Consider the following 12,543-nt stretch of genomic DNA (forward strand, 5'->3'; position numbering starts at 1 on the left):
TAAAGTCAATGGTCACTAATCAGGGTGACAGGCTTCTCAGGATCAGTGATGAAAGGAGTGCGGCCGCGGTGGGTGCGGCTTCGAGGTTGTATTGCAGCTGTACCGGACTTACATAGGGACGCATCACCAGGTAGATCGCTTGCGTAGCCTCGTCCAGCGGTGTTTTCCGTTCAAATTCTCCCGCCGTCCTGCCTTCTGTAATGATGCTTTCAATCAGGTTATGCAGGCGTTCTTCATGCTTTTCTGTTGATGGCCATTTATCGCGGGCCGCAACGGCGGCGATGTCATACAGCTTACGATCGTGGAAAAAAAGCTCACTGCCCGCTTCGGTAAGTGATCTGAAGAGACGGCGCATTTTTTCGCTTGCTGACGGGGCGTCGGAGACGGCTGAATTGACGACCTCCATGATCATCTCCAGGCGGTTAGCGCAGATAACTTCGCCAATAGCCTGCTTGGAATCAAAGAATTTATAGATATATGACTTTGAAAAACCGATAGATTTTGCAAGTTCAGACACAGTGGTTTTTTCATAACCGTAATGGCCGAAATGCTCGGTGGCCGCGTCGACAATCTGCTCTCGGACAGAGTGATCCAGTGGACCACGTGTTGATGGTGCATTCATATTTTTAGTCATTCTTTCAGCTTAGCGTGATGGGTTCGGATTGACAACGAGTAACCATTTGGTAATTTAGTCACAATCTTTAGTGTTTTAACATCGCGAAATGGACACCTTACGCATGACTACGCTCGCCGTTAGCCCCTATGCCCTGACGGGTCAGATACGTAACGCAATGCCGAATTATAACCGCTACGGCAGCAGCGATGAACCCTCAGCCTTTATGTAAGGAATACTCATGGGAAGGATCGGTTTCATTGGTGCTGATGCACACACAGAGTCGCTTATCAGATCGCTGTTTAAGGCGGTTCCCGACGCACAAATATTTTTATCACCGGGCTCAAGCGAATCAGCACAGAGAATGGCAACGCAGTATCCCTGCTGGACCCTGGATAGCCATCAGGCCGTCGTTGACGAAGCAGATATTATTTTTGTTGTCACCGATCGCAAAGGCCTGCATGAGATATCGCTCGGTAGCGTATTAGGTTCAGGGCAAACGTTAATCTCTCTTATTCCCGGTGTTCAGTTAAGAGAACTTCAGCAAATATTTAATCACGCTAAGGTTGTCAGAGCCTTACTGGTCAATATTCATGACTCAAATAAGCCATTGGCGTTTATGACGGATTCAGATGACGAAATACAGCAACTGTTCTCTGTATTCAGTAAGGTCAGCATGCAAATGAGAGAGTCTGATTTCAATCTGGTTGAAAAAAATGTCTCATAGATGCGTTTTTCTGATTGTTGTGAATAACGGGTATATCAGTTGAAACGCTGGCTTTAGCAATGTGTTTACCGCCCCGACCAAAATCAGGCCAGATCGCAATCGATCGGACATCCGCCCAAAAATCCCGCGCAATTTTCAGGCAAAATAACGACATGCAGCAAAGCGTGATCCCCACACTCACAAAAAAGAAACAGCGGTGCTATTTTTACGAAACGATAAACCATAAAAGGATAACCTTATGATCTCCCGCACACTTCCTCTGTGGGCCGCTGCTGCTGTTGTCGGTATTATGCCGCTACATTCCGCACAGGCGGCGAGTTCCGTGACCTTCCCCGATAAAGTCTGTGATGTGACAAAGTACGGCGCAGAAGGCCATCGGCTGCAAATTGCGCTCAATACCGAGGCCATTCAAAAGGCGATTGATGACTGCGCGGCCGCGGGAGGCGGTACTGTCCTGGTACCCAAAGGCAACTTTTTAACGAACCCGCTGTTTCTGAAAAACAATATTCAGCTCAAGCTGGAGAAAGACGCCACGCTGGTGGCCTCTACCGAAATCGCCGCCTATCGCGCTGATGAAAAAACCAAATATGCCGAAGCCGAAAACGGCTGGCTGCCGTTTATCAGCGTTGCCGATGCGCAAAACGTGGCGATTGTCGGCGAAGGCACTATCGACGGTCAGGGCGCGGTGTGGTGGGAACGCTGGCGGGAAAACATCCGCGCCACCGGCAAGAAAGGCGGTACCGATCGGCCACGACTGATCTACATCACCCGCTCGCACAACGTGCTGATCGACGGTGTCACCCTCACCCACTCACCGAGCTTCCACGTGGTGACCCGCTATGCGCGCGATGTGGATATCAACGGCACGCGCATTCTCTCGCCATGGCATGCACCGAATACCGATGCCATCGATCCTATCGACAGCCAGAACATTCGCATCACCAATAACTACATCGATTGCAACGACGATCATATCGCCATCAAAGCGGAAAAAGCCGACCCACGCTTCCCGAATGGCGTCGTGGATAACATCTATATTGCCAATAACACCCTGAAACAGGGGCGCGGGATCTCGATCGGCAGCGAAAGTGCGGGCGGGGTCAATAACGTGCTGGTGGAAAACAACACCTTTGAAGGATCGATGTACGGTATTCGCATCAAAAGCCCGCGCGGTAAAGGCGGCGAGGTGAAAAACATCGTGTACCGCAACACCAAAATGCACAACGTCGAAGTGCCGCTGGTGTTCTCGGCCTATTACAAAGCCGCGCCAATTGTCGAGGCAGAAGTCGATCAGCTGCTGAAGGCGGGTGGGTTTACGCTCGGCGAGCAGATCTATCCGCCGGACAGCGATCCAAAACAGCCGTTCGACAAATACAAAACGCCGCACTTCAGTAACATCACCGTGGAGAATTTAACCTCCACCGGCGACAGCAAAGCGGCCGCCTATATCATCGGCACCCCGGAAGCCCCGCTCAGCGGTTTCCATTTTACCAACGTCAATATTGAGGCCACCCAGGGTCTGCGTATTCGCAACGCCGAGCTGGAGACCAAAGGTCTGGCCCTGACCGTGAAAGAAGGCCCGGCAATTAAGAAGGATGCCGGAGCCATCGTCCACGAGTAAGGGTTAACAACAGCTGCGCGCGCAACACGCGCGCAGTCTGTCTGCTGCGGCAAAAGCACTCAGGTCGACGCGATAGCCAACTACACTACATCTACACGGTTTGGTTTATTGCTGGGAACTGACTCATGGGCTTGATTGACCGGATACAGATCTATTTATGGCGAAAGTATTTACCCTGGTTACAACGCAATGGCGCAGAGAAAAACACCCCGCACGACTATTATTCGGTGTTTTTTCAGGACACGACCAATACGCGCTACCAGTTTAAGGCGATAGAGCGCGATCAAAACACCCTGCTGTTGTCTGTTTTGCTGCAGAACAACGAGGTCAATAAACCCCTCGACGATCTGACTGACATGGCATCCGAGATCGTTCACTATAAAAAGAACTATTCCCTGCGTTATACAAACATCATTCTTTTTGCCCTTGATCGCTCCCTCAAACTTATTACCTTAAAAACGGCCATCGCGCGGAGTAAAGGCTGGCTGGTGTCGAGCTTAAAATCGGATAAAGAGACCCTCAGTCGGGATCGGTTTAACCTACTGCGCCTGCTGGTCGCGCATTACGTTAATCAACGTCCGTCACGCACATCGTCAGGATTTAGTCTGGACGAGGTCATCACCCTCCTGCACGGAACGCTGTGGTACAAACACATTAAAAATGAATCTTTCAGACGCAAAATAACCCTCCTGCTGGAATCCCTGGCAATCACCGGTGATTTAACCGAGCGTCAGGGCAGCTATTATGTTCAGGGTCAGGCGATCACCACCCTCGTCGAGCATGAAAAAGAGGAGCGCCGGGTCATCCAGCAGCAGAAGATGCACAAAAATATTGTCCGCTTTATGCTGGTCATTACCGTCGCCACCCTGCTTATCATCCTGGTGCTGCTGGCGATGGCCGGAATTGTCGATCTCCATGCCATCTGGCAAAAGATCCTGCACATTAAGCCCGTCCGATTTCTGCTAAAGTTTATTTAAGCTCGCCGCCCGACTCACCTCTCTGAAAGGAAACCACCATGCTTTCTAAACCGATCGTTATCGTCGCTGCGTTATTATTTTCTGTCAGCGCACAGGCAAATTCCCACTCCTCGGAAAACACAACAGCCCCGGTGGTTAATCAGCAGGCTTCGGCTTCCGATGACCTGACCACAAAAAGTGACGCTAAGGGAGAAGTTGAACAGCAGAGCGTGGTCTTTCTGGCTCAGGGGATGAGTGGGTTTATTGCGTTGTAACGCCTTTCAGCAGGCGGTCGCTACGTATTATTATTTTTTATACCCGATCTAATTTACATTATTTTATTTATCTATCACCCTCCATCAGACTGCACTCCTTAGTTACATCAGGAGGCAGTCATGCCATTTGTTATTTATGTTTTCGCTATCAGTGCGCTTGGGCTCGCGGAATTTGTCCCTATTGGGCTGACCGACGTGATGGCTCAGGGATTAGGCGTGGGCGTGGAACAGACCGGGGCAGCGGTGACGACCTATGCGCTGGGTGCAACGTTCTCGGCACCGATACTCTCTGCGCTGACCGCAAGCTGGAGTCGGAAAAAGGTGATGCTGACAACGGCCGTCGGTAGTCTCTCGGCCGCGTTTGCCTCAGCTGTTGGCCCGCTTTATTGCGGGTCTGGGGCATGGCCTGTTTGTGGCTGCCGCTGAGTACCTGGCTGGGTGGCGTGGTCTCATGGCGTCCGGTTCTCGGTGCGATTGCCGCTTTCGGCGCGCTCGGATTCTTTGGGCTGTTCAGGTCAGAATCCCACCCTTCTTTTTTTTAAGGCGAAAACTGACGCCAGGAGCCAGCGGAGGCAAAAACATAAATGAAGCGCTGGAGTAAAAGGGTTTTTTATCTCCCTGATTCATACAATAGGCATATCACATCAGCTTTGTTAATCTTTCGCACTTATAACCAGAATGGATTTTAGGAAATGAGTGAGCAGGTGACGATTGATATTCCTCCGCAGGAAGGCCGGGGTTTTTGGATTGCTAAAGGGCAAACGTTCCGGGTCATTGATCCTGAAGGTCAGCAGGTTGCCGACATGTGGGCCATTGCTATCAATGCGGGAGAAAACGACTGGCTCAGTACTTCACAGACAAGGGACATAACCGAGCGATTATTTCCCGCGCCAGGAGAGTCTTTTTACAGTGAAAATGCCAGGCCATTACTCACCTTAGTACAGGATAATTCACCCAGTCCGCATGACATGCTGTTCCCGGCCTGTAACCCGGGTCTGTACGAACGGGCTGGCCTGCTCGATCATCCCAACTGTCGCGACAACATGCTGGCAGCACTGCAAAAGGCGGATATCACACTGCCCATCGTCCCGGACCCGGTTAATTTTTTCCAGCGTTCAGAACCGCAAGCCGACGGTAAGCTTGAGGTACTGGCTTCGGACAATCCTCCCGGCGGGAATGTGGTGTTGCTGGCTGAAACGGAACTCTATGTCGTGGTGACAGCCTGTTCGGTGGATTTCCATCCGACCAATGGGGGCCATTGTACGGGTATCCAGATTATTGTCGGCTGAGGTTTTGACCGTTAAGGCACGCATAGTGCATCGCGCCATTTCAGTCAGTTTTATTTGAGGTTATGTATGGATTTAATTCCTTATTTTCTGTTTGCCGGGGCGCTTTTTCTGAATGCCGGCGTGCCAGGTCCCAGTATCGCTGCCCTTGTTTCCAGGGTGATTACCAATGGCTGGCGCAATGTCATACCGTTCATTGCGGCAATGTGGATAGGCGAAGTTATCTGGCTCTCTATGGCTATGGCCGGCCTGACGACCCTCGCGCAAACATTCCAGACAGGCTTTCATATTTTGAAGTGGGTCAGCATCGCTTATCTTTGCTGGCTTGCCTATAAAATGTGGCGTAAGCCGGTGAATGAAACAACCGAGGAACTGCCGCAACGGGCTTCTTGCTGGTCAATGTTTAGCGCGGGGATGGCATTAACATTGGGTAACCCCAAAATCATGGTGTTCTACCTTGCCCTTCTTCCGTCGTTTATCGATTTGTCAAAAGCGGGTGTAAGTGAATGGGCCATCCTTGCCAGCATCACACTGGTGACATTAGCTGCCATCGACCTTACCTGGACTTTCCTCGCCCACAGAGCACGCGCCCTGTTGCGCACGCCTAAAGCGGTGAGATTGGCTAATCGCATAGGCGCTGTTGCTATGGGCGGTGCCGCTGCCGCTATTGCTGCGCGTAACTAATAGCCTGAAAATCTGCTGACCATCGTTTGGCAGATTTTTAAGTCTTGTAGGGTGCTGTGAGCGAGAAGCGGAAGTTCGCACCTGTTATTATAACTGATAAAAAACAATTGCTTACACACTAATACCTTAATCAATAGGGAGCAGATTAGTGTATTACCGTACTGCTGCAGACTTCAGGGAATAATATAAAAACTTTTTGCAAATTGTAAATTTTCCTTTTGCATCAAACGATATGATTGCTTAAGATGGTTTGTAATTAAATATTGCTATTGGACTTTTCTTTTGTTTTCTACAAATAGTTGAGGTCTTTATGCCTTTAAATTATATTGATTTAGATGATTCGACCAAAAGTTTCATGCTTAAAGAAATTGAATTTGATAAAAAAACAATAGTTTTTATTTGAGCAACTTTCTTACTGTTCAAGGTAAGACTGCGTGGCCATCTTTGTTAGAAGAAGCATCTCAACATGATGATGCATGGCTTGAGCAAGAAATCCTAAATAGAGGTTTACTAGCTACCCATTATCCTCGAAGAAAGCCTAATAGCACTGAGATGACTCAGGCTAAAGTTCCTCACACTGCTGCTCAAACTTTAGCTGAAGGAGAATTCAATCGTTTATATGCCCGAGGCTTGAGTTCGCGAGCAAAAGCTGAAGGTATTAAATTTGTTGAAGCTTACCGAGCAAGATACTCAGAAAACCCTCGCCCTGAATCTCAAGCTATAATCGGGAAAAAGTTCCGACCTGAAGAAATTCTTGAGGATTTGCGTAATAACCCAGGTGTAGATACGGCATTAGGCGTTCCTCCTGGCCCTAACTCCGGCATCACAATTAAATTGATTAAGTAAAAAATCATGAGAGGCACTTTCGGAATTTAAACCCCTAAATGCTTTTATGATGACCTGTTCCCCATTGATTAGCACCCCCTGATGTAAGAAAGGTCCGCTTCTGGCACACAGTGGCCAGAAGCGGCTGAACTCACAGCGAGAAACTGACCTTACTTTAGTGATCAACGATATCACCGGCAAGCCAGCCAAACTGTGTCAGCAGTCCGACGATGGTCTCCTTATTTGTAATAAGCAATGAGAGGATGAATAAGGGCACATAATAGAAATCACGTAAAAAAGCGCTAATTAATCGCCTTAAGTTAAATTAACACCACTTAACAGATCCACGGATTCAACGTTACGTAAGTAATTGTTAAGATTAATCTTATAATTAACGGAAATAAGAGCTATTCATTAGAAATGCTAAATGTTTCGGCGTAAATTTATTCGCAAAAATTATGTTACAAATCTTACGAATTTATTCACAACCAAGGACGTTTAGCGTATGGGGATCTTGAAACCTGGTTTATTACTGACCGCTTTTGTACTGACTGCATGTGGCGGTGGCGGTGGCGGTGGCGGCGGCGACAACAGCACGCCCCCGGTAACCACTGCGCCTGTGCAAACGGATAACGGCAATACCGATACCACACCGGAAGCACCTGCCCCTGCCACGGCACCGGTCAGCCTGACCACCGGCGGTACTATTTCTGGTTGGACCTACACCACCCCTGAGGGCCGCGAATATGTTATGCGCGGCACCGGGATCTCTGCAGGCCTGGTACAAACCCAGCGGCTCACCCGTGACGACCGTACCCCGGTTTCCTCAACGTCATGGTGCTGTGGCCGTATGAGTTACACCACGTTCGGTACCTGGACAGACTTTGAAAAAGGTCAGCATGACGTCTTCTACACCGGGGATGCCACGCTCGCGGCTAACGTGCCAACCCAGGGAACGGCGACCTATGTGGGTTACGGTATGCGTGAAGGCACCCTGAGTGATGCTCGCTTTGACATTGATTTCGCTGCCAAAACCGTCAACGGCACCATTGCCGGAAATGAAACCTTTGGTAGCGAAGTTGCGATGCAGGGCAACATTGCCAACGGTGGTTTCACCGGTAATGCACAATCCGGCGGGCAGGCGGGGACGATCAGCGGACATTTCAATGGTCCCACTGCTGAAGAGTTAGGCGGTCTGGCGCAGTTTGCAGACACGACTAAAAACGCTTCCTTTGGCGCGACACGTCAATAAATCGTTTCCCGGTCAGCCTGGCTGACCGGACCTTCAGATGGTAAGCCTTTCTATGAATATTTTGCGTACTGGCGCACTGAGTTTGCTGTGCCCGCTCGGCGTTGCGTTTGCCGCGCCGCCGGAAACCGACTCGATTCCTGCTGCTCCCCACTTTGAACGACTGGCCACGCCGGACAAACGCACAGAGCCTGGCGAAAAGACGCTGCATGTTACCAATGCTCAACTGGCTGAACAGCCAGAGCTGGCGATGGCGCTACTCGATCAGGCCATTCGTGAAGAAAAGTGGCCGATGGTACGTGCCATTTTACCTGTCTATGCGGCCTCACCCAATCCCGATTCGACCCTGATTCACTTTGCAAAAGCCGGTCTGGCGCGCAGTCAGGGGCATTACGCAGAGGCGATAGAACACTATCGTGCCATTCTGAGCAGTCATCCTGACTTTACTGCGGTGCGTCTGGATTTAGCGCGTGCCATGTTTGAGAATCGTCAGTTTGACGCGGCTGATTATCAATTTCGTCGTGTATTACAAAGCAATCCGCCTGAGAATATTCAGCAGGTCATTGCACAATATCTTGAGCGCATTCAGAAAGGCAGCGCATTAACGGGATCATTCAGCGTGAGTTATCTGAATGACAGCAATGTGAATAATGCTTCATCGGGTAAAACCATTCGGGTTGGCGATCGTCTGTTTATTCGTAATAAGGATAGTTTCCCTCAGCGCGGAGAGGGCTTCTCGTTCAATGGCGCATTACAAAAAGATGTTCAACTCTACGATCAGCATGGCTTGCGATTTCTGGGTACGGTAAACGGTAAGAGTTACTGGAATAATCATGATTTTGATGACATTACCACCCGTGCGTACGCTGGATATCAATGGCGTAATTTCCGGCAACAATTTGCCCTGTTGCCTTTTTATGAAAAAAGATGGTACGGCACCGAGGCGTATTCTTCTGGCCCTGGCGTCCGCGCCGAATACAGTTATTTACTGACGCCCACCTGGCAGGTGAGTCAGGCGCTGGAATATCAGAAACTGGATTATGATGATAAAGATTATCGATTCTTACGCGGACAAAATCGTTACTCTTCCACCACCCTGTCCCATGCCTTCAGTAACCGGGTGTCAGGATTTGCCGGCGTCGATCTGCTCGATCAGCAGACCGTCACTCGCAGTGAATCGAACCATCGGGTAGGTTTGCGCAGTGGGGTGCAGGTTGATATGCCGTGGCAACTCTCTTTTGCCGCCACCACGGCCATTGCCAGACGCAATTACCAGGCCGACAGTGATATCTTCTCGACCCGACGGAAAGACAACGAACAGGTCTATAACCTCTCGCTCTGGCATCGGGACCTCTATTTCTTTGGGGTGATGCCGAAACTGAATTTCACCTATAAGCGGGTCGACAGCAATATCGATTTCTATGACTATCGACAGAGATATGTCACGCTTTCTCTGGATAAGAATTTTTAACAGACGTTTTCCTGAGTATGCATAAAACGTCTGAGATAAAAGAGTGAAATTAACCTGAAAAGCACGCTCCGGCGTGTTTTGTTATTTCATACGTTGATAAAGATAAATGTGGCTACTCACTTTTTGATCGGCGTTCAGGACGTCCCTCTCCCGTCGTACCGCCACGAGGCATTTATCTCAGTAAAAACTGAATCAGCTGAACAACGATATACACTGTCGCTGTCACTTGTATTGCCCGGAACCCCCATCTGAGATAGCGCCATTCATGGCGCTCTCTGGCATCTGCGTCTTCAATAGCGGGGTCAGAACGTTTTCTTTTCTTTGTCCTGACTTCATCTATTACCCACAGGACCAGAATAAAGATAATGATGGTTTTCTGAAGAATGGGATTATCCACAAAGAATGACTCCGGCCTGCTCGCTGATGCAGGCAGAATAGATGAACAATCGTCACGTATCCACCACTAAATGTAGGGGTAAGATTGATTTTCGTCCTGATTGGCTTTTGAGCTTATCACGGATCCTTCCCTGCTCTCTTCAGCGATGAACGGAGCGGGCAATACGGTTATAGGTATGCCTGACGCCACGTATCGCAATACTGTACGCCAGGATATTTTCAGGCAGCGCCACGCCCATATAGCCGGTATCCCCGATATGATGCAAATCAGCCCCCGCCATTTTACTCCAGAGCGCTATCTGACGGATGGTACTGATATCCGCGCCCTCCTGAGAGGTGCCAATTGCTGTCATTGCCAGTGCGCCATGACGGTGTGCGGTATCCACCAGACGGGATACACGCTCCAGACTCATTCCGGGCACAGTGCCAGGCGCGGGAAGCAGGACAATATCAGCGCCCTGCTTTGCAAACCATTCCACGTCATCTTCGCTGATAATGCTGCTGCCGCTTTCGCTGACGACACCGGCGCCGTGCATCTTACCGCTGACAATGACCACCTTCTCCCCCACTGCCGCCCTGATGGATTTAACCGCGTCACCTAACGCCTGGTTACTGACGCCGTTGTTAGGATTTCCTGTCAGGACGATTATTTTCGCCCCCATGCCGATCAGGCGGTGGGCATTTTCAGGTGTGGCTGCCCGGCCGGGATTCATCTTCCAGAGATCATCATGTTCAGTCGAAAACCTGGGGTCAACGGCTTCAAGGTTCACGCCGATGATCCTGCCGGTCAGGCGCTGAAGTTCATGCAGCATCTGTTCGGGTGGCGTGCCCGCTGGCATACCCATAATACGGGGATTCTCGCTGTCGAACATGTTGACCAGAATGATGTCCGCTCCCTGAGAGGCGGCCAGTTCTGCGTTGGTGACACTGTTCAGTAACGGCTGGGTAACCGCGATAGATTCACTCACCATCACCCGCCCTTCGCTTGCACGAATCGCGTAAAGAAGAGCCGCTCTGTCCATCGCCTGAAAATCAGAGTTGCAGCAGTCGAGAAGTCGCTTATGCGTCATGTTCAGTCCTTACGGTTTGTTACTGTTGCCTGTAGTGTACCACTTATGTACCACTTGTTTACCCTGTCTGGCAATGGTTACTATGGAAGAGATACGTTTTTGCAATCGTTGCTTTATTTAAGGGAATGTCATGCCAGAAGAATTAACAACACTCGTGCGCCTCAGGGGGAATATGAAGGCAGAGCTACCGTTTGAAATAACGATCGACGATACCCGCGCGATGCCGATTTACCTGCAGCTGACCGCCGCGATCAAGACGGCCATCAAGGACGGCCGACTGCAGCCCGGCGACATCATTCCTTCAGAGCGGGTGTTGGTTGAACAGCTCCGGATTGCGCGGGGCACCGTCAGGAAAGCCCTGCAGCATCTTCTGGAAGAGGGAATTCTGGTTCGTAACCAGGGTTCAGGCACGTTTGTTGCCCCTCACGTGCGCCAGTCGCTCCCGTTCCTGGAAAGTTTCAGCGAAATGGCGGAGGCCACCGGAGGCAAAGCCAACAGCCTGTTGATTGCATTTGAACGTCGTCAGCCCACGCGGGATGAACAAACTCTTTTTCAACTCACTAGCCCGCGAGCAGAGGTGGTCGAGCTGAGCCGCCTGCGAAAAATTAACGGTATTGCCGTTTCCCTTCAGACGGCTATTGTCCCTGCTGAGCTCCTGGGACCGATTGAGGATATTGGCGAGTCGCTTTACCTCTGTCTGGAGAAAAAAGGCGCTCCCGTCACGCGTGCAGTACAGCATTTCAGCGCGGCGATAGCGGATGAAGCGCTTGCCCGTCATCTCAGCATTGGCAGGAATGAGCCCGTGCTACTTGTCACCCGCACCGGCTTTTCTCATGACGATCGCCCCGTCGAACATACCCGCACATGGTGTGTGAACGAATATTACGACTTTACGATTGAACTGCACCGCAAGTCGCGCGGTGAAGACAGCAGTGACGGCAATTAATTGCTGATCTTGTAGAAAGAAAGGATGTCTTTGCCTGTTTGTTCATTTTCCAGTGGCATCTTGTAACCCAATTCAGTCTTAAGGGATCCGGTGAGAAAACTGTCCATCAAAAGTTTGGCGTTAAAATAAATCTTTAAGCGTCCGTTAATGTTTGTTTTGATAATGGCATTTAGCTGTTGAGCGCAGTCACTGCTGTCTTTTAGTCTTAAATTGAGGGAAAAGATATCCTGAGGTTCGATGTGCGTAATTCTCATCCCTGCTATACACTCTTTTTTCAGGATGAATTTTTGGCCGGCGGATTCGTAGTTGAGCCCAATTTCGGCACTCATCACCATTTTTGAAAAAATAATACAGAATACACCGACGGCTAATTTTTTGAATATTGTCATACTGATTACTCCTGTAGGCTCACTTCCTGATAAGA

General features: G+C 49.9%; 15 protein-coding genes. 11 read left to right on the forward strand and 4 right to left on the reverse strand.

Annotated features, from left to right (window positions below; genetic code table 11):
• Positions 1-19: 19 nt before the first annotated feature.
• Positions 20-634, reverse strand: a complete 615-nt coding sequence (locus M8013_RS05570) for a TetR/AcrR family transcriptional regulator (RefSeq protein ID WP_271266814.1) — start codon at positions 632-634, stop codon at positions 20-22.
• Positions 635-854: 220 nt separating this feature from the next.
• Between M8013_RS05570 and M8013_RS05575 the strand changes: the two genes are divergently transcribed.
• From M8013_RS05575 to M8013_RS05620, 10 genes are all read left to right on the forward strand, one after another.
• Complete coding sequence (locus M8013_RS05575; protein WP_271266815.1) at positions 855-1,340, forward strand: pyrroline-5-carboxylate reductase family protein; 486 nt, start codon at positions 855-857, stop codon at positions 1,338-1,340.
• A gap of 238 nt (positions 1,341-1,578) precedes the next feature.
• The gene (locus tag M8013_RS05580; protein ID WP_271266816.1) at positions 1,579-2,961 is read left to right on the forward strand and encodes a glycoside hydrolase family 28 protein; all 1,383 of its coding nucleotides are present in this window, start codon (positions 1,579-1,581) and stop codon (positions 2,959-2,961) included.
• Positions 2,962-3,086: 125 nt separating this feature from the next.
• Positions 3,087-3,938 (forward strand): hypothetical protein, encoded by an 852-nt coding sequence (locus M8013_RS05585; RefSeq protein ID WP_271266817.1) that lies wholly within the window; start codon positions 3,087-3,089, stop codon positions 3,936-3,938.
• 38 nt (positions 3,939-3,976) lie between these two features.
• Positions 3,977-4,192, forward strand: coding sequence for a hypothetical protein (locus M8013_RS05590; protein ID WP_271266818.1), 216 nt, complete (start codon positions 3,977-3,979; stop codon positions 4,190-4,192).
• A gap of 120 nt (positions 4,193-4,312) precedes the next feature.
• Positions 4,313-4,618: an MFS transporter gene (locus M8013_RS05595; RefSeq protein ID WP_271266819.1), complete on the forward strand. Its 306-nt coding sequence runs from the start codon at positions 4,313-4,315 to the stop codon at positions 4,616-4,618.
• A gap of 266 nt (positions 4,619-4,884) precedes the next feature.
• The gene (locus M8013_RS05600) at positions 4,885-5,481 is read left to right on the forward strand and encodes an urea carboxylase-associated family protein (RefSeq protein ID WP_271266820.1); all 597 of its coding nucleotides are present in this window, start codon (positions 4,885-4,887) and stop codon (positions 5,479-5,481) included.
• 66 nt (positions 5,482-5,547) lie between these two features.
• On the forward strand, positions 5,548-6,162 hold the full coding sequence (locus M8013_RS05605) for a LysE family translocator (protein WP_271266821.1): 615 nt from the start codon (positions 5,548-5,550) through the stop codon (positions 6,160-6,162).
• A 444-nt stretch (positions 6,163-6,606) separates the two neighbouring features.
• Positions 6,607-7,008 carry a hypothetical protein gene (locus M8013_RS05610; protein WP_271266822.1) on the forward strand — a complete coding sequence of 134 codons (402 nt, stop codon included), beginning with the start codon at positions 6,607-6,609 and terminating at the stop codon, positions 7,006-7,008.
• A gap of 484 nt (positions 7,009-7,492) precedes the next feature.
• Entirely contained in the window at positions 7,493-8,239 is a 747-nt protein-coding gene (locus M8013_RS05615; RefSeq protein WP_271266823.1) for a Slam-dependent surface lipoprotein, read from the forward strand.
• 37 nt (positions 8,240-8,276) lie between these two features.
• On the forward strand, positions 8,277-9,707 hold the full coding sequence (locus M8013_RS05620) for a porin family protein (protein ID WP_271266824.1): 1,431 nt from the start codon (positions 8,277-8,279) through the stop codon (positions 9,705-9,707).
• A 172-nt stretch (positions 9,708-9,879) separates the two neighbouring features.
• Here M8013_RS05620 and M8013_RS05625 read toward each other — a convergent pair whose 3' ends face one another.
• Positions 9,880-10,104, reverse strand: a complete 225-nt coding sequence (locus tag M8013_RS05625) for a hypothetical protein (RefSeq protein ID WP_271266825.1) — start codon at positions 10,102-10,104, stop codon at positions 9,880-9,882.
• A 139-nt stretch (positions 10,105-10,243) separates the two neighbouring features.
• Entirely contained in the window at positions 10,244-11,173 is a 930-nt protein-coding gene (locus M8013_RS05630; RefSeq protein ID WP_271266826.1) for a DUF7916 family protein, read from the reverse strand.
• A 172-nt stretch (positions 11,174-11,345) separates the two neighbouring features.
• Here M8013_RS05630 and M8013_RS05635 point away from each other — a divergent pair, with 172 nt between their 5' ends.
• A complete protein-coding gene (locus M8013_RS05635) occupies positions 11,346-12,119 on the forward strand; it encodes a GntR family transcriptional regulator (RefSeq protein WP_271266880.1) in 774 nt (257 codons plus the stop codon).
• Here the strand turns inward: M8013_RS05635 and M8013_RS05640 are convergent.
• Positions 12,116-12,508, reverse strand: a complete 393-nt coding sequence (locus tag M8013_RS05640) for a hypothetical protein (RefSeq protein ID WP_271266827.1) — start codon at positions 12,506-12,508, stop codon at positions 12,116-12,118. The two genes, M8013_RS05635 and M8013_RS05640, sit on opposite strands and share 4 nt — an antisense overlap.
• Positions 12,509-12,543 lie beyond the last annotated feature (35 nt).

The organism is Silvania confinis, assembly GCF_025564085.1.
Taxonomy (GTDB): domain Bacteria; phylum Pseudomonadota; class Gammaproteobacteria; order Enterobacterales; family Enterobacteriaceae; genus Enterobacter; species Enterobacter confinis.

Coding starts and splice junctions, on each gene's coding strand:
- M8013_RS05570 (WP_271266814.1), bottom strand. CDS start 634: ATGACTAAAAATATGAATGCACCATCAACACGTGGTCCACTGGATCAC.
- M8013_RS05575 (WP_271266815.1), top strand. CDS start 855: ATGGGAAGGATCGGTTTCATTGGTGCTGATGCACACACAGAGTCGCTT.
- M8013_RS05580 (WP_271266816.1), top strand. CDS start 1,579: ATGATCTCCCGCACACTTCCTCTGTGGGCCGCTGCTGCTGTTGTCGGT.
- M8013_RS05585 (WP_271266817.1), top strand. CDS start 3,087: ATGGGCTTGATTGACCGGATACAGATCTATTTATGGCGAAAGTATTTA.
- M8013_RS05590 (WP_271266818.1), top strand. CDS start 3,977: ATGCTTTCTAAACCGATCGTTATCGTCGCTGCGTTATTATTTTCTGTC.
- M8013_RS05595 (WP_271266819.1), top strand. CDS start 4,313: ATGCCATTTGTTATTTATGTTTTCGCTATCAGTGCGCTTGGGCTCGCG.
- M8013_RS05600 (WP_271266820.1), top strand. CDS start 4,885: ATGAGTGAGCAGGTGACGATTGATATTCCTCCGCAGGAAGGCCGGGGT.
- M8013_RS05605 (WP_271266821.1), top strand. CDS start 5,548: ATGGATTTAATTCCTTATTTTCTGTTTGCCGGGGCGCTTTTTCTGAAT.
- M8013_RS05615 (WP_271266823.1), top strand. CDS start 7,493: ATGGGGATCTTGAAACCTGGTTTATTACTGACCGCTTTTGTACTGACT.
- M8013_RS05620 (WP_271266824.1), top strand. CDS start 8,277: ATGGTAAGCCTTTCTATGAATATTTTGCGTACTGGCGCACTGAGTTTG.
- M8013_RS05630 (WP_271266826.1), bottom strand. CDS start 11,173: ATGACGCATAAGCGACTTCTCGACTGCTGCAACTCTGATTTTCAGGCG.
- M8013_RS05635 (WP_271266880.1), top strand. CDS start 11,346: ATGAAGGCAGAGCTACCGTTTGAAATAACGATCGACGATACCCGCGCG.
- M8013_RS05640 (WP_271266827.1), bottom strand. CDS start 12,508: ATGACAATATTCAAAAAATTAGCCGTCGGTGTATTCTGTATTATTTTT.